Origin of the sequence: Lapidilactobacillus achengensis, from assembly GCF_003946655.1 — a bacterium.
Classification (GTDB): domain Bacteria; phylum Bacillota; class Bacilli; order Lactobacillales; family Lactobacillaceae; genus Lapidilactobacillus; species Lapidilactobacillus achengensis.
On record NZ_RHOV01000005.1, the window covers coordinates 37082 to 58847 of the forward strand.

General features: G+C 48.8%; 19 protein-coding genes. 15 read left to right on the forward strand and 4 right to left on the reverse strand.

Annotation, left to right across the window (positions count from 1 at the left end):
• The first annotated feature begins 193 nt into the window (after nt 1-193).
• The 9 genes from zwf (at nt 194) to EKM94_RS04240 (ending at nt 11514) form a co-directional block, all read left to right on the forward strand.
• Complete coding sequence (zwf, locus tag EKM94_RS04200; RefSeq protein WP_125597952.1) at nt 194-1654, forward strand: glucose-6-phosphate dehydrogenase; 1461 nt, start codon at nt 194-196, stop codon at nt 1652-1654.
• A 205-nt stretch (nt 1655-1859) separates the two neighbouring features.
• The gene (gene dinB, locus EKM94_RS04205; protein ID WP_125597955.1) at nt 1860-2978 is read left to right on the forward strand and encodes a DNA polymerase IV; all 1119 of its coding nucleotides are present in this window, start codon (nt 1860-1862) and stop codon (nt 2976-2978) included.
• Between the two features lie 291 nt (nt 2979-3269).
• Nucleotides 3270-4964: an arginine--tRNA ligase gene (argS, locus tag EKM94_RS04210; protein ID WP_125597958.1), complete on the forward strand. Its 1695-nt coding sequence runs from the start codon at nt 3270-3272 to the stop codon at nt 4962-4964.
• Between the two features lie 10 nt (nt 4965-4974).
• On the forward strand, nt 4975-5436 hold the full coding sequence (locus tag EKM94_RS04215) for an arginine repressor (protein WP_125597961.1): 462 nt from the start codon (nt 4975-4977) through the stop codon (nt 5434-5436).
• Nucleotide 5437: 1 nt separating this feature from the next.
• Entirely contained in the window at nt 5438-5941 is a 504-nt protein-coding gene (locus tag EKM94_RS04220; protein WP_164511097.1) for a PTS sugar transporter subunit IIA, read from the forward strand.
• A 745-nt stretch (nt 5942-6686) separates the two neighbouring features.
• Nucleotides 6687-7781, forward strand: coding sequence for a BMP family lipoprotein (locus EKM94_RS04225; RefSeq protein WP_125597966.1), 1095 nt, complete (start codon nt 6687-6689; stop codon nt 7779-7781).
• A gap of 95 nt (nt 7782-7876) precedes the next feature.
• Nucleotides 7877-9418, forward strand: coding sequence for an ABC transporter ATP-binding protein (locus EKM94_RS04230; protein ID WP_125597969.1), 1542 nt, complete (start codon nt 7877-7879; stop codon nt 9416-9418).
• Nucleotides 9419-10558, forward strand: a complete 1140-nt coding sequence (locus EKM94_RS04235) for an ABC transporter permease (protein WP_318531097.1) — start codon at nt 9419-9421, stop codon at nt 10556-10558.
• Nucleotides 10558-11514, forward strand: coding sequence for an ABC transporter permease (locus EKM94_RS04240; protein WP_125597972.1), 957 nt, complete (start codon nt 10558-10560; stop codon nt 11512-11514). Before EKM94_RS04235 ends, EKM94_RS04240 begins: the two co-directional genes overlap by 1 nt.
• 438 nt (nt 11515-11952) lie before the next feature.
• Here the strand turns inward: EKM94_RS04240 and EKM94_RS04245 are convergent, their stop codons facing one another.
• Nucleotides 11953-12840, reverse strand: coding sequence for an RluA family pseudouridine synthase (locus EKM94_RS04245; RefSeq protein ID WP_225422157.1), 888 nt, complete (start codon nt 12838-12840; stop codon nt 11953-11955).
• Between the two features lie 142 nt (nt 12841-12982).
• On the opposite strand from EKM94_RS04245, the gene EKM94_RS04250 reads away from it, so the two are divergent.
• The 3 genes from EKM94_RS04250 (at nt 12983) to EKM94_RS04260 (ending at nt 16501) form a co-directional block, all read left to right on the forward strand.
• Entirely contained in the window at nt 12983-15103 is a 2121-nt protein-coding gene (locus EKM94_RS04250; RefSeq protein ID WP_125597978.1) for a PBP1A family penicillin-binding protein, read from the forward strand.
• A gap of 21 nt (nt 15104-15124) precedes the next feature.
• Nucleotides 15125-15469, forward strand: a complete 345-nt coding sequence (locus tag EKM94_RS04255) for a YlbF family regulator (protein ID WP_125597981.1) — start codon at nt 15125-15127, stop codon at nt 15467-15469.
• A 69-nt stretch (nt 15470-15538) separates the two neighbouring features.
• Nucleotides 15539-16501, forward strand: coding sequence for a 3'-5' exoribonuclease YhaM family protein (locus EKM94_RS04260; RefSeq protein ID WP_125597984.1), 963 nt, complete (start codon nt 15539-15541; stop codon nt 16499-16501).
• Between the two features lie 541 nt (nt 16502-17042).
• Here EKM94_RS04260 and EKM94_RS04265 read toward each other — a convergent pair.
• From EKM94_RS04265 to EKM94_RS04275, 3 genes are all read right to left on the reverse strand, one after another.
• A complete protein-coding gene (locus tag EKM94_RS04265) occupies nt 17043-17930 on the reverse strand; it encodes a peptidylprolyl isomerase PrsA (protein WP_164511105.1) in 888 nt (295 codons plus the stop codon).
• A gap of 183 nt (nt 17931-18113) precedes the next feature.
• Nucleotides 18114-18515 (reverse strand): YtxH domain-containing protein, encoded by a 402-nt coding sequence (locus EKM94_RS04270; RefSeq protein WP_125597990.1) that lies wholly within the window; start codon nt 18513-18515, stop codon nt 18114-18116.
• A complete protein-coding gene (locus EKM94_RS04275) occupies nt 18516-18953 on the reverse strand; it encodes an HIT family protein (protein WP_125597992.1) in 438 nt (145 codons plus the stop codon). It abuts the gene before it with no gap.
• Between the two features lie 146 nt (nt 18954-19099).
• Here EKM94_RS04275 and EKM94_RS04280 point away from each other — a divergent pair, with 146 nt between their 5' ends.
• The 3 genes from EKM94_RS04280 to trmB are packed head-to-tail and all read left to right on the forward strand — an operon-like array spanning nt 19100 to nt 21734.
• Complete coding sequence (locus EKM94_RS04280) at nt 19100-19834, forward strand: ABC transporter ATP-binding protein (RefSeq protein WP_125597995.1); 735 nt, start codon at nt 19100-19102, stop codon at nt 19832-19834.
• Nucleotides 19827-21068 carry an ABC transporter permease gene (locus EKM94_RS04285; RefSeq protein WP_164511098.1) on the forward strand — a complete coding sequence of 414 codons (1242 nt, stop codon included), beginning with the start codon at nt 19827-19829 and terminating at the stop codon, nt 21066-21068. The genes EKM94_RS04280 and EKM94_RS04285 overlap by 8 nt, the downstream gene beginning before the upstream one ends.
• Nucleotides 21069-21734 carry a tRNA (guanosine(46)-N7)-methyltransferase TrmB gene (trmB, locus tag EKM94_RS04290; protein WP_125598001.1) on the forward strand — a complete coding sequence of 222 codons (666 nt, stop codon included), beginning with the start codon at nt 21069-21071 and terminating at the stop codon, nt 21732-21734.
• The last annotated feature ends 32 nt before the right edge of the window (nt 21735-21766 follow it).

Consider the following 21766-nt stretch of genomic DNA (forward strand, 5'->3'; position numbering starts at 1 on the left):
GATGGCGGCTTTTTTGGTGTTGCTTGGCGGTGAGCTACCTTGATTCCGCAACTTTTCCCATTTTTCCAGCTAAATCGGCGAGGTTTCGGTCGATTCACAAGGAAAAATATTTAAGGTTTTGCCTGAGATAGTGTAGAATAACAATTAGTAAGTTGAACAGGTCAGAATAATGAGGAAGAGGTCTAGGCCTAACATGAATGAGAATGAAAAACGCGTTTTAATGGTTATTTTCGGTGGGTCGGGGGATCTAGCTCATCGGAAACTTTATCCAGCTTTATTTGAGCTTTACTTAAAAGGTCAATTAGACCAGCATTTCGCCGTGATCGGCACGGCGCGGCGTCCATGGACCCATGATTATTTCCGTCAAACCGTGGCGGAGAATCTGCAAGCGGGCACGGCGGCTCAACAGCAGGCGTTTGTGGGCCACTTCTATTATCAGTCTCATGATGTTCAGGACGCGGATCACTATATTATCTTGAAGAAATTAATTGATACGCTGGATGAGCAATATCAATTACACGGCAATCGAATCTTCTACATGGCGATGCGGCCGGCCTTATTTGGCACGATCGCGGCGCACTTGAAGTCGGAACACCTGCTGAGCGCGAGTGGCTTCAACCGCTTGATCATCGAGAAACCTTTCGGCCACGATTATCAATCGGCTTTAGCGCTGAATGATGCGGTGATCAGCACTTTCGCCCGCGATCAAGTTTACCGGATCGATCATTACTTAGGAAAAGAAATGGTTCAGAACATTCCCTACCTACGTTTCGATAATCCACTGATGGCGGCGGTTTGGAACCATGATTACATCGATAACATTCAGATCACCTTGGCGGAGAAACTAGGCGTAGAAGAGCGGGGCGGTTATTATGAAACCGCTGGAGCGCTGCGGGATATGGTCCAAAATCATATTATGCAGATCATCGCGATGTTGGCCATGCCACGTCCCGCCGATAATACGGATCAAGCGATCACCGCGGCTCGTCGGGAAGTGTTCACCCATTTGCATCAATATGACGCCACCGAGATTCCTCGGAAATTTATTCGCGGCCAGTATGGCCCCAGTGAGGATGGGCAGGCGCTAGGTTATCGGCAAGAAGATAAAATCGACCCGAAATCCAACGTGGAAACGTTTGTGGCTGGTGAGATCCAGCTGGATTTACCGCAGTGGCAAGGCGTGCCTTTTTATGTGCGGACAGGCAAACGCTTGCCCTTGAAGAAGACACGGATCGATGTGGTCTTCAAGTCCGCGGCTCAAAATCTTTTTGGCAGTGAGACATTAGCGGCGCCAGTATTGACCATCGAAGTCGAACCTGAGATGGGCCTGACTTGGCACCTTAACGCCAAAGAAGTTGGTCAAAGTACCAGCGCGATCCAACGGCCGTTGCACTTTGCCTTGAGTCAGACAGAGGCTGGCCAGGTTCCCGATGCGTATGAGCGCCTGATTCTAGAAGCGATCAACGGCCGGCGCAGTAATTTCGTTAGCTGGCAGGACATGAGTGGCGCCTGGCAGTTCATTGATGGGATTCGCCAAGTCTGGGAAGAATGCCAATGCCCACATTTCCCGAATTACCCCGCAGGAACCATGGGGCCGGCTGCTTCTGATCAACTCTTACAAGCCAGTGGTCGCCATTGGATTTTTACCAACTGAGTTAAGGTTTCAGGCAACCACGGCAACCCGTGACCGTTAGGCGGGGCAACAATTGAAAAGGTTAGCCTAATTCAGGTCATTGATGATGACCTGAATTTTGTCGTTTACCGCGCTTTGAAACGTTAGGTGGCGCCGCTGGTCGGATCATGGGGCTAACAGTCGGATCATGGGGTTAACAATGGTGCAGACAGTCAGGAGGTGGCAGATGACTGAGTGGTTGGAGATTCCGTTACAATATCATACCCAACGCCGGATCATTCACGTGGATATGGATGCTTTTTACGCGTCAGTGGAGATTCGCGAACAGCCGCATTTGCGGGATAAAGCGGTGGTGGTGGCGCCGGACCCGCGCCGGACAGGTGGCCACGGCGTCGTGACCACCGCTAATTACGTGGCGCGTCGATTTGGGGTCCATTCGGCGATGCCCGCGGCCCAAGCCTTGAAGCTAGTGCCGCGGGACCAACTGGTTTTTGTGCCGCCTCATTTCGACTTATACAGTGAAACTTCTGGCCAGATCCATCAACTTTTCCACCAAATCACAGATGTGATCGAGCCGATCTCGCTGGATGAGGCCTTCCTAGATGTCACCGTTAACAAATGGCATGAACGCAATACGGTCAAGCTGGCCCAGTGGTTACAACAGGAAATTTTGAAAAAAACCCGCTTGACTTGTTCTGTGGGCATCTCCTATAATAAATTCTTGGCGAAAGTGGCCTCGGATCACAACAAGCCCATGGGCCGAACGATCGTGCGCCCGGAAATGGCGCAAACGTTTCTGGCCAATTTACCCATTGAAAGTTTCTTCGGCGTCGGCAAAAAGATGCAAGCCAGTTTGCATGAACGCGGTGTCTTTAGCGGCGGTGATCTGCAAAAATTATCGCAGGCGGAGTTGATCCAACGGTACAAGAAAATCGGGTTCATGTTGTACCAGCATGCCCGCGGGGTTGATGACAGTCCCGTCTCCAATCAGCGCGCGCGCAAGTCGATTGGCAAAGAAAGCACCTATAATCCGCCTTTGACCAGCGAGGAGGCGGTGGCGCGTCAGTTGGCCCACCTCAGCCAACAAGTCGCCGCCACTTTGCAACGACAACAGGTCCACGGTAAAATCGTTGTTTTAAAAATTCGTGATAGTGAGTTCAACACCGTCACCAAGCGGCAAAGCTTCGACCATTATCTTTATTCGGCCCAAGAGATTCAGCAACAGGCGAGCTTGATCTGGCAACGGTTCGGTGATCTAAGTCACGGGATTCGGTTATTAGGTATTACCATTACCGATCTATTCCCGCTAACTTATGAGAATCTGACCTTACCCTTGATTTTCTAAGGTTACGGATCAGAATGGTTTTTTTATTTTTCCAATAGATTTTTGGTGGCAATAATTGTATAATTAATGTATATTGTTAGACAGAGCAAGATCAAGGCAGAAAAGATGCAAGTCGTTGACAAGCGACCTCAAGATAGTGAAAGTTGGGGCAGCGATCATCTGGCGCGGCCGGATCGACATTTTGATAGATTGTAAGAGTGGCCATTATTGGCAAGCAGAGTGGTACCGCGGGGAATCCGTCTCTAGAGTTTATAGGGGCGGTTTTTCTTTGGTATCGCGGAGGAGGAAATTATGAATGTAAAAGAGAATGTGATCGCGAGCCTGCACCAAGCATTAGCGTCCGAATTGACCCCGGCGGAAATCGGACCGTTACTGGAAGTTCCGAAATCATCGAAATTAGGGGATTACGCTTTTCCAACTTTCGTTTTAGCGAAGACTTGGCATCGGGCACCACAACAAATCGCGGCGGAACTGGTTGAACGGATCGATGCTAGCGGCTACGAACAGGTTGTTGCCACCGGCGCTTACGTTAACTTTTTCTTGGACAAAGGGGCTTTCGCGCAACAGACGGTGCAAACGATCCTGGCCCAGGGTGCGGCTTATGGAGATAGCACGCAGGGTCAGCAGGCGAACATCCCGATCGACATGTCCTCACCGAATATCGCCAAGCCAATGTCCATGGGGCATTTGCGCTCGACCGTCATCGGCAATTCCTTGGCGAAGATCTATGCCAAATTAGGCTTTCACCCGATCAAAATCAATTATCTTGGCGATTGGGGCACACAATTCGGTAAATTGATCGTGGCCTATCACAAGTGGGGGAGCGAAGCGGAAATCAAAGCTGATCCCATTGGTAATTTGTTGAAGTACTATGTTCATTTCCACGAAGAAGCGGAGAAAGATCCTAAACTCGATGATGAGGGTCGGGCTTGGTTCAAGAAGTTGGAAGATGGCGATCCAGAAGCGACCCACCTTTGGGAATGGTTCCGGGGCTTGTCACTGGCTGAGTTCAAGAAAATCTATGATCGTTTAGGGATTACCTTCGATTCGTACAATGGTGAGGCTTACTACAATGACAAAATGGCGCCAGTCGTCGCGGATTTGGAACAACAAGGGTTGCTGCAAGAAAGTCAGGGCGCGCAAATCGTTGATTTGACCGCTGAAGGGTTGAATCCCGCCTTGATCAAGCGTTCGGATGGGGCGACCTTGTACATCACCCGGGACTTGGCGGCGGCGATCGATCGTTATCAAAAGTTTCATTTTTCCTTGTCTTTGTATGTAGTCGGCGCTGAACAGACGGAACATTTCAAGCAATTGAAGGCTGTTTTGACCAAAATGGGCTACGACTGGGCCGCGCAAATCGTCCATGTGCCGTTTGGGCTGATTACCAAGGATGGCAAGAAATTGTCCACGCGGAAGGGCAATGTTGTTTTGCTGGACCAGGTTTTGGATGAGGCCGTTAGCTTGGCGCAAGCGCAAATCGCCGCTAAGAATCCCCAGTTAGTCAACGCGGCCACTGTGGCACATCAAGTTGGGGTCGGCGCGGTTATTTTCCACGATTTGAAGAACGACCGCTTGGATAGCTTCGACTTTAACTTACAAGACGTTGTCCGCTTTGAAGGCGAGACAGGACCGTACGTTCAATACACCAATGCTCGGGCCCAAAGCATCTTACGCAAGGCTGATTTCAGCGAGGACCTGACCAGCGCGACCGTGCCGTTAACAGACCCACAGGCATGGGATGTGGTCAAATATTTGGCCGACTTCCCCAATGTGATCCAACGGGCCGCGGCGGCGTTTGAACCGTCAGTCATCGCCAAATACGCGTTACGTTTAGCGAAGGCGTTCAACAAGTATTATGCCAATTCCAAGATTTTGGTGGCCGACGAGCAATTGGCCGCGCGTCTTGGGTTGGTTACGGCTGTTAGTCAAGTCTTACAATCAGCGCTAGCATTATTGGGTGTTGCTGCCCCAGAAGAAATGTAGGAGTGAAATCATGAAGAAAAAAGAACGTCAAGCTATTTTAACGAAAATCGTCCGTGAACACTTGGTTCATACGCAAGAGGAATTGCAGGAGTATCTGCACGAATACGGTGTAGGGACAACCCAGGCGACTCTTTCGCGGGACCTGCGGGAATTAAAGATCACGAAAATGCGGGATGAGTATGGTAAGTCACGTTATATCAAACTGACGACTGAAACCCGCGGTGACGCGAAGCAACGTCTTTATTCCGCACTTAAGACCGTGACGAAATCGATCGAAGTTTTGGAGTTCTTGGTGATCATTCATACTAGCCCTAGTTATGGCAACTTCTTGGCGGCCGCTTTGGACGAGCTACGCCACTCAACCCCAATCGAAATCTTAGGCACCCTGGCTGGTCACGATACCGTTGTTGCCTTTTGCCGTGATGCCGCTCAAGCTCAAGAAATGGCCGATTACCTTTCTTCACGCGTTTAAAATGCGCTCCAGTTTATTTGGGCATTTTGCGGATGCCAGTCAAGCCCGTCAGCGTCTGTTTAGTCCCGTAGATGGCACCGTGATCCCCTTGGAGAAGGTTGCCGATCCAATTTTCGCTCAGGGTACCTTGGGCCGAGGCTTCGCGGTGGAGCCCACTGCTGGCTTGCTGTACGCGCCGGTCCAAGGGCAGGTCACGTTGATCGCGACCACGCAACATGCGATCATGCTCCATCAAGCGAATGGCTTGGACATTATGCTCCACTTTGGTCTGAATACCGCACCACTTCACGGCGACCCCTTCCGCATTCATCTGCGCGACGGCCAGCAAGTTCGCGGTGGTCAGCGGATCGGCTTCATGAACCGCGGTAAAATCAGAGCAGCAGGCCAGCAACCCACGGTGGTAGTCGTGATCACGAATGCGGCCGAGGCCTTAGACCGGCTAACTGTTGATTTCGGACCGACGATTGGCGGCCGACCGGTGGGTGAACTGGTGGCGCGCTCGTAGCCCAAACTACCGAATTCGGAAGCCGCGGTTGGTTAAGTTTCTGAAATATCTCAATTTTTTTCGATAAAGCTTACTTTTCCTCAACCCGTTGTGGAGACGTGAGCTTTTTTGATACCCAGGAAACCCCTTACCTGACAACGTTTGTATTCAAAAATAGAAAAAAGTTGAAATTTATTGTTCGGATTTTGCAAAAGCAATTGACGTTCTGCTCGGAAAGCGCTATCATGTTCTTAGCGAGTTAGTTGCCCCTTTTAAAAAATTGGTTCGTACCGCTTCTAACAATGGCTGCAACTATTCTCGCTCGGGTTTTCGATTTCCAACTGGAAAGTTCATCGGGTTGAAGAAAGCGCTAAAAAATAAAATTATTCCTGAGTTCTTCGGCGTATTTCATGATATACTTGTTATCAAATAATTTATTCGCAACTTCAACGACTGGTCCGGTGTCATTGGCGAATGTAGAAAGACGAATAAATCAATCATGAGGGCGCTTTCCAATTAGAAGATTTGCTCTTGCGTCACCTTAAACAAAGCGGTTTCTTACGAGATTCCAGTTTGACAGAGGCTAACATTTCTGATAACTTTTAAGAGAATTGTTCGCAGATTACGTCATTTTCTCCATTTTTCCTCGGGCATGCATTTTTCGCCCCGCTCCTGAGTTATTTCTCCTACATAACTCATGTTCAGATCGGTTTCAATAATCTCCAACTGGTTATTCTAACAAACTTTTTTAGGAGGGCTTTAGGTAATGAAGAAGGCAAAAGTTTTCACCATGGGTATTTTAGCAGCGGCAGTGGTGTTGTCGCTGGCAGGATGTTCAGGCAAGAAATCAGCGACAACGGACACTGGTAGTAAGGATTCAGGGAAGACAACGACGAAGACCGTTGCCTTGATCACTGATACTGGTGGTGTGGATGACCGTTCATTCAACCAATCCGCTTGGGAAGGCTTGGAAGCATGGGGCAAGACACATGATTTCACACGTGGGAATAAGGGTTTCCAATATTTCCAATCAAAGAGTGAATCAGACTATGTTGCCAACATCAACTCAGCCAAGGCTGCTGGTTTCAAGACAATTTTCGGGATTGGGTACAAGTTGCAACCAGCCATCGAGCAGTCTGCAAAGAAGAACCCTAAATTGAACTTCGTCATCATTGACGACTCAATCAAGGGCTTGGATAATGTTGTTTCGGCAACCTTCAAGGATAATGAATCTTCATACTTGGCAGGGATCGCTGCAGCATATACCACTAAGACTAATATTGTTGGTTTCGTTGGTGGTGCTAAGGGTGACGTTATTGACCGTTTTGATGCTGGTTATGCTGAAGGCGTTGCGGCAGGTGCCAAAGAGTTAGGTAAGTCCGTTAAAGTCATCAACCAATATGCTGGTGATTTCAGCGCTCCTGATAAAGGTAAATCAATTGCTCAGGGGATGTACCAACAAGGTGCAGATATTATCTTCCATGCTTCCGGTGCGACTGGTAATGGTGTCTTCCAAGAAGCTAAAGCAATCAACCAAGCTGGTTCGAAGAAGGTCTGGGTCATCGGTGTTGACCGGGATCAATCCGATGAAGGTAAATACACGACTAAAGATGGCGATTCTGCTAACTTTACTTTGACTTCAACGCTCAAGGGTGTTAACAAGGTTACCGAAGATTTGTCCGAGAAAGCATTCAAAGGCGAATTCAAGGGTGGCCAACACATCATTTACGGCTTGAAAGACGATGGTGTTGGTTTGGCGAAGGGCCAACTTTCTGCTAAAACACAGAAGGCAGTTGACCAAGCTAAACAAGATATCATTGATGGTAAAATTACAGTCTCAGAACATCCGGCCAAAAAATAACGGCGATCATGACGATATGGAATGCTCCTTCGCTCAGTAGGCTGGGCAAGGAGCATTTTTTCTAAAAAAGGTCGGAATTAGAAAGCGGGGATACAATGGCAAATTCAGAATATGTCATTGAGATGCGAAAAATCACCAAAGCCTTTGGTGCTTTTAAGGCCAATGATCAGGTTGATCTGCAGGTCCGCCCAGGCGAGATCCATGCCCTCCTAGGCGAAAATGGTGCGGGTAAATCAACCTTGATGAATGTGCTCTCCGGATTATTGGAACCAACTTCCGGACAAATCTATCTCAATGGAAAACCAGTGAAGATCGATAGTCCCAACAAGGCGAACAGCTTAGGGATTGGGATGGTCCATCAGCATTTCATGTTGATCGATGCCTTTACCGTTACCGAGAACATTATTTTAGGTAGCGAGCCTAATCGTGGCGGTGTTATCAATATTCACCAGGCTGAAAAGGACATTCAGGAATTATCAGATCGTTACAACCTTGATGTGGATCCCACAGCGAAGGTTGCGGACATTTCGGTCGGGATGCAACAACGTGCCGAGATTCTTAAGACGTTGTATCGTGGCGCTAATGTCTTGATTTTTGATGAACCAACGGCCGTCTTGACTCCCCAAGAAATCGAAGAATTGATCGAGATCATGAAGAACTTGGTCAAAGAAGGCAAATCGATCATTTTGATTACCCATAAATTATCGGAGATCCGCCAAGCGGCTGATCGTTGTACCGTTATTCGTCGGGGCAAGACGATCGGGACCGTCGAAGTGGCAGGAGCTTCAAGTGAAGACCTGGCAACGATGATGGTTGGTCATAGCGTGACCTTCAAGATTCCGAAGCAACCAGCTAAATTAGGACCGACGACCCTGCAGGTTAAAGATCTTCATGTCAATGAGAACCGGGGGATCCCGGCGGTCAAAGGCGTTGATTTCAGCGTGAAGTCGGGTGAGATCCTAGGAATCGCCGGGATCGATGGTAATGGTCAAACCGAGCTGATCGAAGCGTTGACTGGTCTGCGCAAGATCGTTTCCGGCGAGATTTTGATCAAGAATCATGAGCGTGCCAATGCAGCACCGCGGAAGATCACGGAAACTGGGGTGGCCCATGTACCGGAAGATCGGCAGAAGTATGGCCTTGTTCTGCAATTGAGTCTGGCCGAGAATTTGGCGTTGCAAACGTATTATCGGGCGCCGATCAGTGAACATGGTTTCTTGGACTATGGCAAGATGCGTGAACACGCGAAACGTTTGATCAAGGAATATGATATTCGGACGACTAACGAACAACTGCGGGCCGGCGAATTATCAGGTGGTAACCAGCAGAAGGCGATCATTGCCCGCGAATTGGATCGTGACGCCGATTTGATTATCGTCGCCCAACCAACCCGGGGCTTGGACGTTGGGGCGATCGAATATATCCACCGTCAATTGATTGCCCAACGTGACGCCGGTAAAGCGGTTCTGTTGATCAGTTTCGAATTGGATGAAATCATGAATCTTTCTGATCGTATCATTGTGCTTCATGATGGCAAGATTGCTGGGGAAGTTCGCCCAGAAACAACTACCGAGCAAGAGTTAGGCTTGTTGATGGCTGGCCAGACGCAAGCAGAGACAGCAAAGGAGGAGATTTAATTGATCAAAGTCAATAGTACGACTCGAAAAATCTTGATCCCGTTATTCTCGATCCTAGCTGGCTTTCTAGTTGGCGCGATCATTATGTTGTTTTATAGCTACAATCCGCTCCAAGCGTATGGCTCCATGATCCAAGGCTCCTTAGGGAGTTCCGTCAGTATTGGTGAGACCTTACGTCAAGCGACACCATTGATTTTCACTGCCTTAGGTTTCTCCGTGGCCAACTCCGCCGGCTTCTTCAACATTGGTCTTTCTGGTCAGGCTTTGGCTGGTTGGGTCGCAAGCATCTGGGTTGCTTTGGCGTTTCCTAATTTACCAACATTTGTCTTATTACCATTAGCTATTATTGCCGGCGCTTTAGCTGGCGCGATCATGGGGGCGATTCCTGGGTTCCTACGGGCTTTCTTTGGAACCAGTGAAGTTATCGTCACGATTATGTTGAACTATGTTGCTTTGTACCTTAGCACTTATTTGATGCAAGATGTCATGCCAGCACATTTCAGAACTAGCCAGGATGCAACCAAGATGATTTCGCATCATGCCACGTTGCACGTTGACTGGCTGAGTCATATGTTTGGGGATTCTCGGGTTCACTTTGGTCTTTTCTTAGCCCTGATTGCGCTAGTAGTCGTTTGGGTCATCATGAAAAAGACAACTTTAGGCTTTGAGATCCGTTCCGTTGGGCTGAACCCATTTGCTTCCGAATATGCTGGGATGAGCTCGAAAAAAACAATCATTATGTCGATGGTTATTTCCGGTACTTTGGCCGGTTTAGGTGGCGTCATGGAAGGTTTGGGGACTTATCAAAACTTCTTCATCCAAACAGCATCGATGTCCATCGGGTTCGACGGGATGGCCGTCTCCTTATTAGGTGGCGGTAGTTCCTTAGGAATCCTATTATCAGCGTTACTCTTCAGTATCTTACAAATTGGTGGTTTGGGTATGCAGACTGGTGCCGGAGTGCCTTTCGAAATCGTCAGCATCGTAACTGCCAGCATTATCTTCTTCGTGGGGATCGACTATGTTATTAGCAAACTCTTCAAGAACAAGGATAATGCCAATAAGGAATTACCAAAAACTCCGATTGCTAAAGAGGTTGTGACCGAAGAAAAAGATGCGCAAGAAGGGGGTCGTTTATAATGAACTGGGTCAGTATCGTTGCAATCATCATTTCCTCAACCTTAGTTTATTCCACACCGTTGATCTTCACCGCACTGGGTGGTACTTTCTCTGAGCGCGGCGGGATCGTCAACGTTGGACTGGAAGGTATCATGGTTATGGGTGCTTTCAGTTCGGTTGTTTTCAACCTGACTTTTGCTGGAAGCCTGGGCAAGGCCACACCTTGGATCGCTGCCTTGGTTGGTGGTGTTGTCGGGGTGATCTTCTCCTTACTTCACGCTGTGGCGACCATCAATTTCCGTGCGGACCACATTATCAGTGGTACCGTGATGAACTTAATGGCACCGGCGCTGGGTGTGTTCTTAGTTAAGGCGATGTATGCCAAAGGTCAAACTGACAACATCGAACAGAACTTTGGGTATTTCTCCTTCCCAGGTTTGTCCAAGATTCCAGTGTTGGGTCCGATCTTCTTCAAGGACACTTCATTGATGGCCTATGTCGCGATTTTAGTGGCGGTCTTTGCTTGGTGGTTGATGTTCAAAACCAAGTTTGGCTTACGTTTGCGGTCTGTGGGTGAGAATCCCCAAGCGGCTGATACGCTGGGAATCAATGTGTACGGCTATCGTTATGCCGGCGTCTTGATTTCTGGTTTCCTCGGCGGGATCGGCGGGGCTGTCTTCGCTCAATCTATTTCTGGGAACTTCTCTGTTGGGACGATCGTTGGTCAAGGGTTCATTTCTATGGCTGCGATGATCTTTGGCAAGTGGAATCCGATCGGTGCCATGGGCGCCGCTTTGTTCTTCGGGTTCGCGCAAAGTCTGAGTATCATTGGGGGTCAATTACCTGGTATCAACAAGATCCCATCTGTTTATCTTTTGATTGCCCCTTATATTTTGACGATTTTAGTTTTGGTCTTCTTCCTTGGCAAAGCAACTGCACCAAAAGCCGATGGGACCAACTATATCAAATCCAAATAAGTTCGATTTCCTCCTTCAAATCAAGTCGACAGCGTTGTTCCGGTCATGCCGGGACAACGCTTTTTTTGATGCAAGAGTGCGGAGAGGTGTGGTTAGACCGTGAGCATTAATTTATCAGATTGACTAAGCTGCGCAGCAGATTTGGCAATCTGATACTTTAAGGCGCAGCGGTCTGCACCCCGCAGCACGTTTCAAAAGAGTGCGGAGAGGTGTGGTTAGACCGTGAGCATTAATTTATCAGATTGATTAAGCTGCGCAGCAGATTTGGCAATCTGATACTTTAAGGCGCAGCGGTCTGCACCCCGCAGAACGTTTAAAAAGGCAGCCAGGTCGCGGCTGCCTTTTCTGGGTCTAGAATCTTTCCTGCATAAAGATTGTGGTCCGCCTGATCGTTGGTCATTGCGGCGGCGCCTTGCGGTATTGGGTTGTTCGCCACGGTCAATTCAAATCACCAGTTGGGAAGTAGCTGGGCAATGGGGCAGTGACGGTCACCAAGTTAGTGCTAAATGGTTGGTCGAAATGGAGCTGGGCGCCATGAAGCAGCATGGGCGCTTGAAGGTCAGCCTGGGGGTCATACAGTGGGTCGTTGATGATTGGATGCCCCAGGGCCGCCAAATGGACGCGGAGTTGGTGGGTGCGTCCCGTAGTCAACTGCAAGGCGACCAAGCTCCGCTGAGCTTGATAACACTGGACCTGATAATTAGTTTGGGCGGGGAGCCCGGTTTTGAAATCAACCTGACGTTTCCGGCGATCAAGGGGATCTAAGCCAATCGGCAAGTCGATCGCGCCTGTTAGCGGCAGTTGATGCTGGTCGTGGACCCAGGCCAGGTAGTCGCGCCCCATGGTTTTCAGACTGAGTTGACGATTGAAGATGGGCACCACCGCTGGGCTGGTGGCGATCAGCAAGGCGCCGCTGGTTTGTTGATCCAAGCGATGGACCATGAGTGGTGGCACCGTTAGCTGTTGGCTGAGGATGTTCAAGACGCTCCCAGTTTCAGTGGGTTTATTGGGATGGGTCTTCAGCCCACTGGGTTTGTTGACGACCACCGTCGTTTCATCCTGGTAAAGTAAGGGCAGGTGTCCTGGACTTGGCCGATAAGGTTGCGTTTCTGCGGCGAGAAAATCGAAGTTCAAACTGATTTGATCGCCGGGACCGACTAACTCATTGAAGTAGCGGTAACGCCCATTGACTTGGACTTTTTGACCGACACGCAAGAGGTGCTGCCACTTCCAAGGAATCAGCCAATCCTGTAAGAGTTGGCGCAGGGCCACGGCAGGCTGCGTAGCGGGTAGGGTCAGGTTGAAATAATTAACGGGTGCGCTCAAAATCAGGATCATCCTTTCTGGTTTGTTTGACCACTGAAGCTTGAAACCCTCAGGAATGCTAAAAAAGCATTAAATGCGGCGCCAGCCTGATGGAATTTCTTGGTTTCATGGTAAAATATGGATTATTGGTGGTTGATAAATAATGAAACGTAAACACGGGACAAAAGAGGCCAAAACGCCACGACAGCCAGAGGGTAGTCGTTTTTGGCAGGGTTTTCGCAGGTGGTGGCATCGTTGGGAATTAACGCGCTGGTTGCTGTTGATTTTATTAACGGCCTTTTTGTCATTATCCGCTTTTTACACGGTCAAAGCAAAGGTAGCCGATGTGGAGAGTCTGAAAGCGTCCTTGAAGCAAACGCGCTCGACGGTCTATGATCAGAATCAGAAAGTGGCGGGCACATTATATTCGCAAAAAGGGACCTTCGTTGAACTGAACGCAATTTCCAAGCATGTTCAAAATGCCGTCATTTCTACCGAAGATCGCTCGTTTTATCGTAACTTGGGCTTTAGTATCAAAGGAATCGCGCGCTCGGCGCTGAATTATGTGATCCATCACGGTCAGATCATGGGTGGTGGCAGTACGATCACCCAGCAGCTGGCCAAGAATATGTTGCTGTCTCAGAAGCAAACGCTTAGTCGAAAAATGGCCGAAATCTTCCTCGCTGTCGAAATCAATCGTGTTTATAGCAAAGATGACGTGCTGACGATGTACTTAAATAACGCCTATTTTGGCAACGGTGTTTGGGGCGTGCAGGATGCTTCGCGGCGTTATTTCGGTCGCAATGCCAGCGACTTAACGGTTGCCCAGGGCGCGACTTTGGCGGCGATGCTGCGCAACCCCACCTTCTACGATCCGGTCAAGCAACCGAAGAACGCGGTCAGTCGGCGTAATCTGGTGCTAGATTTGGAGACCCAGACTAACATGTTGACCGCAAGCCAAGCAGCGCAAGCTAAGCAAGAGCAATTGGTGATCACCAATACTTATCAACAAAGTAATGGCTATCAATACCCCTATTATTTCGACGCGGTGATCAGCGAGGCGATCAATGACTATGGCCTTTCTGAGACGGAGGTCCTGAATAAGGGTTACAAGATCTACACCAGCTTGGATCAGAACTATCAGACTCAGATGCAACAAGCTTACGACCAAAGCTGGGCCTTTCCGGCAAACGCCGCAGATGGGACTATCGCTCAATCCGGCTCGGTTGCGCTAGATCCCGCCACTGGTGGGGTGGTGGCAGTAGTTGGTCGCCGCGGCGATCATGCCTTTCGTAGTTATAATTATGCCACGATGGCCAAGCGTCAACCTGGATCGACCATCAAGCCACTAGCGGTTTACGCGCCGGCCTTGGCCAATGGGTACCATTATGATTCCACCTTAACCGATAAGGATATGACTTTTGGTAAAAACAAATACCATCCGACCAATGCGGATAATCAATATTTGGGACAGGTGCCCATGTATCAGGCCCTGGCACAAAGTCGCAATGTCCCGGCTGTTTGGTTACTCGACCAGATCGGCGTCAATAAAGGGGTCGATTCGGTGGCGAAATTCGGCATTAAGGTTGAGTCCGGCGATCAGAACTTGGCGCTGGCCTTAGGGGGTCTGTCTACAGGGGTTTCGCCACTGCAAATGGCTCAGGCCTATACGACTTTCGCCAATCAAGGCCGCATGACCAGCGCTCATTTCATCACCAAGATCGTGGATGCTACTGGCGCGGTCATCGTGGATAATACCAAGACGAAATCGCGAACGGTCATGAGCGCCAATAACGCGAAGATCATGACCAGTATGTTGCTAGGCGTCTTCAACGAGGGGACGGGCCAAAGTGCCAAGCCTGCTGGCTACGCGGTAGCTGGCAAAACCGGTAGCACCGAAGTTCCCCGCAGTTATGGCTATGGCACCAAAGACCAATGGATCGTGGGCTACACGCCAGATATTGTTGTGGCGACTTGGGTCGGTTTTGATAAAACCGACGCCTCCCATTTCTTACAAGGAACCAGCAGTCAGGGCGCGGCCGCGATTTTCAAGCTTGAAATGACGAAGATGCTGGCTTACAGTCCGAAAACCAGTTTTGGGACCGACGATGCGGCTAGTATCGCCAAGCAGAAAGAGGACACAACTACCGGCAGCGCTGATTGGTTTGACGATCTGCAAAGCGGGTTGAATGATACTTGGGAAAAAGCAAAAGATGGTCTGGGAAACGCGAAGAATAACCTCGATCAATGGTATAATAATGTCAAAGGTCTTTTTGGCCAATAAATCAGCAAAAGGAGTCTTACAATGAACCCCAATATTTATGACAACGCTAACGAAATGGCAACAGTTTTGCGAGAAACACAGCAATTCACCGCGCTACAAGCAGGTTTTGGCAAGCTGAAAGCTGATCCGATCGCTTATGGACTGTTTCAACAAATGCAACAAATGCAAATGGAACTGAGCCAGAAACAAATGTCAGGCCAAGAACCCGATGAAGATGATATCAAGAAAATGCAAGACCTGAGTGGCCAATTGATGAAGATCGATGTGGTCATGGCCTTGATGGAAAATGAACGGGCGATGAATGATCTGATGGATGAGATCAACCAAATCGTGTCCAAACCGATCACAGACCTATATCGCGGCTAAGCCAGGGATTATGAAGGCACTACTATCTGAACACTCTTTTCCCAGATAGTTGAAGGAGGCTAAGGGCACGTGACAGTACACTTAAGTGACTTAAAAACAGGTGAAGCTTTCAATATTGTTGTTTTGATCAAGCAAGCGGATGTCCGGATCGCCAAAAACGGCAAACGTTTCATTTCGCTGACTTTTCAGGATCGAACCGGTGATATCTCGGGCATGCTTTGGGATGCTCATGATGAAGACATCGCCCAGTTCAGTAGTGGGCAAATCGTTCATTTGACTGGGCAGCGAGATGTGTATAATGGGCAGCCTCAGGTGAAAATCACCGGGGTCCATTTGGCGAAAGCTAGCGAAGGCTTTCAGGTGGGGCAATTTACCACGCAAGCGCCGCTAAGTGCGGAACAAATGGCGACGGAGATCAATCAGGAAGTTTTCAATATCGATAACGCGAAATGGAATCGAATTGTCCGCTTCCTACTGCAGAAGCATCAGGCGGCTTTTTATCAGCATCCTGCGGCCAAAAGCAATCACCATGACTTTGCTGGCGGTTTGGCGTTTCACACCTTGAGTATGATGCGATTGGCCAAACAGATCAGCCAACAATATACGCAGATCAACTATGCCTTGCTATTATCTGGGGTGTTGTTGCACGACTTAGGCAAGACCATTGAGCTTAGCGGTCCCGTCGGCACAGAATATACGTTACCTGGTAATTTGATTGGCCATATCGTGCTGATCGATGAGGAAATCGTCTTGGCCTGCGCGGCGCTGAAGATCGATCCCGCTGACGAAGATGTGATGCTTTTGCGTCATGTGGTCCTGGCGCATCACGGGTTGCTCGAATATGGTTCTCCTGAGCGGCCTAAACTGTTGGAAGCCGAAGTGTTGCATAGTATCGATGAAATGGACGCTTCGATCAACATGATCACCAAGGCGCTGACCAAGACTGCGCCTGGCGAGTTTAGTGAGCGCATTTTCGGTCTTGATAATCGCCGTTTCTATCGACCTAAGAGTCAGGCGGAGATTCATCTTTAGACTGCCAAGTTCAGGATGGGAACCCCAGCAATCAAAAACGGCATTCAGCAGTTTCACGCTGAATGCCGTTTTTAGTTGTGATTTATTCGCGCTAGCCAGGTGTGGGTGCTAATTGTTGTGGATAGACCGGTTTGCCGCAATGGTCGTTTTTGAGTAAAATGAAACAGCGTCAAACTGAGGTTAGACGCTGCCAGCCAAGATTATGGATGATGGATAATTGACGGAAAAATCTTGACAAGTTATTTATACCACAAAAATGTCTGCATTTGTTACGTCTTGCGCTTAATTTTCGTTCCCGAACGGGACTTGAATCAAAATGAATAAGCAAACAACGCTAAGAAATCGCTTTATAAATGGTCGCATACATTATCGCCGTGCCAAATTTATTTGACATTTTTCAATAATTTTAGACGCTGCCCTGGATTCGATGACGGCTGGACGGCCGCTTGCGATCATCCCGGCTCAGCGCGGCTAAAAGGAAATCAAAAAAACAGGCCGCGGCAACGACCTGTTTTTGAAATTGACTGATGATTGGCTCAGCTTATTTTGAAGATGAGCTGGATGAGCTGCTAACGTAGGTTGACAAGACGTTTTGCAGATCCTTGTCCTTGATGTCAACGTTGGCCTTCTTGATAACTTTGGCCAAGATTTGTTGCATGACCGTTGAATCAGATAACCAAGTGTTGTAGATCTGTTCTTTCAGATCTTTCGTGTGATCAGACATCTTACCTTTGCCAGGGTTCTTGATCATCTTGATGATGTGATAGCCGTATGAAGTCTTGACCGGTGTTTCAGTATACTTGCCTTGAGCTAACTTGAAGGCTGCTGCCTTGAAAGTGCTGTCCAATGAAGTATCAGTATTGTCGAAGGCCGTTAATTTACCGCCATCAGCCTTCGTAGCTGTATCGGTTGAATACTTCTTCGCTAACTTCGTGAAATCACCGCCATCATCCAATTGCTTGATGATATCTTCGGCAGTGGCTTTCTTCTCGACCAAGATGTGAGCAACGGTAACTTTAGGTTCGTAGCTTGCCCATTGTTTCTTCAATTGCTTGTCAGAAACCTTCTTGAGATCCTTCAAAGCAACTTCAGTCAAGAAGTTCGTCCGAATATTGTTCTTTAAGTCGGTGGTGGTCATATTGTTGCTGGCCAAAACGGAAGACAGTTGTGAACCGTACGACTTCTTGAACTTCTTATATTCCTTGGTGACCTTATCCTTGGAAACCTTGCTACCATATTGTTGTTCCAATGCCTTGGTAATGATCATCGTTTGCAGCGTCGATTGGCCTGAAGAAGACTTCTTCATTTCGTCGTAGAATTCTGACTCGGTGATCTTACCGCCCTTCATGGAAACAACAGTCTTGCTACTGCAGCCTGCTAGTCCCACGACTGCCAGTAAACTAGCGGCCGCTAAAACAAGCTTCTTCATTGATTTTTTCATAATACTGAATCCACATCCTATTCAAAGTCCTAGATAAAAACTCAACACTCTTAGTAATATACCATAATTACCGCGCAAATAAAAACAAACCAGCAAATTTAATGGAATGTTCAAGCCTTGGTGCTAAAAAAATCCAATTCGCCACAAAAACTTCATATTTCGCGGCGGTGGCTATTGGCGCGCGTCTTGGTCAGTTGTTGTCAGGGTTCCTGTTGCGCTGGGCAACTGATTCAAATCGGCCTGCAACTGGGTGGTTTCTCGGTCAAGCGCCCGCAAACGTGGTTGCGCTTGGAATTCAAAATCGGTCATATCCTGTTTGATCGCGCTTACGGTAGGCGCCGCGTTGTCAGTGAGCGCTTGATGGAGTCTTTCCAGGGAACGGCGCAATTTGCGCACACTCTGATTGACGTTATCGGTTGCGGTTGCTAAGCCGTTAAGATAGGCGCTAAATTCGTTGCGGCGCTGGGCACCGCTCTTCTTAGAGGTGAGCAGTGCGGTGGTGCCACCGATCAAGGCGCCCCATAGCAGTCCTTTTCCGAAATTAAGGCGTTTCTTCTGTTTTCGCTTACTCATTTATGCGTCCTCCTCAGCTAAAGCAGCCTTGATCTTCGCGGCGATCGCCGTTAGACTGGCGTTGTCGTACTGATCAGCATTGTTGGCCCAGTGCATCTTGAAGCCATCATCTGTGCTGTAACGCGGCACGAAATGAATATGGGAGTGAAAGACGGATTGGTAAGCCAACTCGCCATTATTATTACAAATATTCAAGCCTTGGGCGTCAGGAAAGGCGGCCTTCAACGCACGGGCGATTTCGGGTACATGGCTGAAGACGCGTGTGGCCAATTCGCTGTCGTAGGCGTAAATGTCCGGCACGTGTTTCTTGGGCACCAAAAGGGTATGACCAGGTGTCACCTGAGAAATATCCAGAAAGGCTAGCACATCGTCATCCTCATAGACTTTGACGCTGGGGATCTCGCCGCGAATGATTTTACAAAAAATACAATTATCCAATAGATTCACCTTCAATAATTATGATTGAATATTCCAAACTATCCATTTCATGCTATCATATTAGTAACTAAAAAAATAGTAAGGACCGTTGAAACTCGGATTCTTTGTCCCTACTATCTGCTGGGTTCAAGAAAGGAACTTAAACGATGCTAGAAGTCGCGCACTTAACAGGTGGCTACCAACACTTGAAAATTTTGAATGACGTTAGTTTTTCGGTCAATAACGGGGAAGTTGTCGGATTGATTGGATTGAACGGCGCCGGTAAGTCAACCACGATCAAACATATTTTAGGATTATTACAGCCTTTATCAGGGACGATGACGATCGATGGTCTGCAACAGGCCACCGACTTGGCCGCTTATCGGCAACAGATCGCCTTTGTGCCGGAAACGCCGATCCTCTATCCTGAACTATCCTTACGGGAACACTTGGAATTAACGATTTTGGCCTATCAGTTGGACCCGGCGGCGACTTGGGAACGGGCCAACGCCTTGCTGAAAACCTTCCGTTTAGACCAAATGTTGGATTGGTTTCCAGTTCATTTCTCCAAAGGGATGCAACAAAAGGTGATGATCGTCAATGCCTTTATGACCGATGCCAGCTTGTTGATCATCGACGAGCCCTTCACCGGCTTAGATCCATTGGCGGTGCATAACTTGCTGGATCTAATTGCCGCGAAGAAGGCCAATGGCACCGCCGTCTTGATGACCACCCATATTCTAGCGACGGCCCAAGCGCAAGCGGATCGCTTCATCTTGTTGAATCAGGGCCAGATTCGAGCCAGTGGCACCGTGACTGAATTGGCGGCTGATTTCCACGTGACGCCAGATCATTTGGATGATATTTATTTGACAATGGCAAAGGAGAATGGCGATGTCTGATTTTGCGCAAATGTGGGCGCAACGTCGCCGCAAATATCTGGTCAAGCAAAGTAAGTATTTGCAGTATGTCTTTAATGACCATTTGATTCTGGCATTTGTTTTCTTAGCGGGAGCCTTGGCCTACTGGTATAGCAACCAGTTGAAAACAATCAAAACACCATTGACTTGGGCGCCGCTGCTACTCGGGGTGATTTTGATCGCGATGGTGACAGTAGGGCAGTTGTCAACCTTGGTGGTCAACGCGGACCAAGTGTTCTTGTTGCCACGAGAAACAGAAATGAAAACCTATTTGCGCCGGGCCCGGTGGTTCAGTTTGATCCTGCCAGGGGCGTTGATCCTCGCGGTGGGCGTGGTCTTGATGCCGTTTGCTTTGCGCGCGACCAGGTTCGATCTCTTGCAGTGGTGGCTCTTGGTGCTGACCGTGCTGATTTACAAGGACTTAGATCTTTGGCGCCAATATTTAGCGAGTTTCGCCGTTGTGACCGAGAAATTGCAGCGGGATCTGCTGGGCGTCGTTTACCTGGGATTATTACTGAGCCTGGCCTTGGCCTTTCTGGTGTCAAGCTGGTGGGGCTTGCTAGTGGCCATCCTGCTTGAAGTGGGACAGGTCTTGGTGCAACGCCGTTTGTCCTTACAATCGCTGGCTTGGTATCAAGTGACCGCCAAAGAAAACGTGCGCCAGGTCCGGCTTTTACGCTTTTACAATTTGTTCGTGGATGTGCCTGAAATTGGAGGCCACGTGGTGCAGCGCCGTTGGCTAGATTCGCTGATTCGTTTCTGGTCCCAACGCCAACCAGGGGCCTACCATTACCTGCTGACCCGGGCTTTCCTACGACGCACCGATTATAGCAATATTTGGTTGCGTTTCGTGGTGATTGGCGCCGTTTTGTTGGCGTTGATCAAACAACCGGTGCTCTTGCTGATCTTGACGCTGTTGTTCTTATATTTGACTGGCTATCAACTCTTACCGCTGTACCATCATTTCGATCACAACGCCTTGGCGAAGTTGCTGCCGACCACGGTGAAGCAACGCCAACAGCAGTTTAATGGGGTGTTGGCACCACTTTTGGCTATTGAATGGCTGGTGGATAGTGTGACCATTTTGTTCAGTTTAGGGCTTTCTGGTCTGCCTTGGTCCCTTTTGATCATCGTGGTATCGTTCGCGTTCCTAGTCCTATTTACAAAAATTTACGTACCCCAGCGCCTGAACGCTGGTAAGAAGGGGAAGAAATAAATGCGTCTGCGCAACAAACCCTGGGTGCCAGAATTAATGGCAGCCCATCCTGAACTGGTTGTTTCAGCTCAATCTGGCTTGAAGGGTCATTGGGCCCAACGTTTCACGCAACCACAATTGCCGATCCAATTAGAAATCGGTTCTGGCAAAGGCCAGTTCATTATCGGCATGGCCCAGGCTCATCCCGAATTGAATTTCATTGCCATGGAGATCCAAGCCTCGGCTTTAGGAATGATCTTGCAAAAGCAGGTCACCTTGCAATTACCGAATCTGCAACTATTCTTGGGCGATGGCGCCGCCGTCACTGAGTATTTTGCGCCACAGGAAATTGGTAATCTCTACCTGAACTTTTCCGACCCGTGGCCGAAAACAAAGCATGCGAAACGCCGTCTGACCTATCCAAGCTTCTTGGCGCAATACCAACAGATCTTGGCGCCAGCCGGTCAATTACGTTTCAAGACGGATAACCAAGGATTATTTGAATATTCCTTGATCAGCCTGAACGCCAGCGCATGGCAGTTTGACTTCATTTCATTGGATCTACATCGCAGTGAACGCGCGGCCAGTAACGTGCAAACGGAATATGAACAGAAGTTTGCCGCGAAAGGTCAGGTGATCTACGCCCTAGACGCCCAGCCCCAGACAATGCCGGGCACTTCTGAATAATCCAAAAAACCATCACCCATGTTTGCCGGGTG

Excerpts from the sequence above, each read along its gene's own strand:
- zwf (WP_125597952.1), top strand. The coding sequence starts at position 194 with ATGAATGAGAATGAAAAACGCGTTTTAATGGTTATTTTCGGTGGGTCG.
- dinB (WP_125597955.1), top strand. The coding sequence starts at position 1,860 with ATGACTGAGTGGTTGGAGATTCCGTTACAATATCATACCCAACGCCGG.
- argS (WP_125597958.1), top strand. The coding sequence starts at position 3,270 with ATGAATGTAAAAGAGAATGTGATCGCGAGCCTGCACCAAGCATTAGCG.
- EKM94_RS04215 (WP_125597961.1), top strand. The coding sequence starts at position 4,975 with ATGAAGAAAAAAGAACGTCAAGCTATTTTAACGAAAATCGTCCGTGAA.
- EKM94_RS04220 (WP_164511097.1), top strand. The coding sequence starts at position 5,438 with ATGCGCTCCAGTTTATTTGGGCATTTTGCGGATGCCAGTCAAGCCCGT.
- EKM94_RS04225 (WP_125597966.1), top strand. The coding sequence starts at position 6,687 with ATGAAGAAGGCAAAAGTTTTCACCATGGGTATTTTAGCAGCGGCAGTG.
- EKM94_RS04230 (WP_125597969.1), top strand. The coding sequence starts at position 7,877 with ATGGCAAATTCAGAATATGTCATTGAGATGCGAAAAATCACCAAAGCC.
- EKM94_RS04240 (WP_125597972.1), top strand. The coding sequence starts at position 10,558 with ATGAACTGGGTCAGTATCGTTGCAATCATCATTTCCTCAACCTTAGTT.
- EKM94_RS04250 (WP_125597978.1), top strand. The coding sequence starts at position 12,983 with ATGAAACGTAAACACGGGACAAAAGAGGCCAAAACGCCACGACAGCCA.
- EKM94_RS04255 (WP_125597981.1), top strand. The coding sequence starts at position 15,125 with ATGAACCCCAATATTTATGACAACGCTAACGAAATGGCAACAGTTTTG.
- EKM94_RS04265 (WP_164511105.1), bottom strand. The coding sequence starts at position 17,930 with ATGAAGAAGCTTGTTTTAGCGGCCGCTAGTTTACTGGCAGTCGTGGGA.
- EKM94_RS04270 (WP_125597990.1), bottom strand. The coding sequence starts at position 18,515 with ATGAGTAAGCGAAAACAGAAGAAACGCCTTAATTTCGGAAAAGGACTG.
- EKM94_RS04280 (WP_125597995.1), top strand. The coding sequence starts at position 19,100 with ATGCTAGAAGTCGCGCACTTAACAGGTGGCTACCAACACTTGAAAATT.
- EKM94_RS04285 (WP_164511098.1), top strand. The coding sequence starts at position 19,827 with ATGTCTGATTTTGCGCAAATGTGGGCGCAACGTCGCCGCAAATATCTG.
- trmB (WP_125598001.1), top strand. The coding sequence starts at position 21,069 with ATGCGTCTGCGCAACAAACCCTGGGTGCCAGAATTAATGGCAGCCCAT.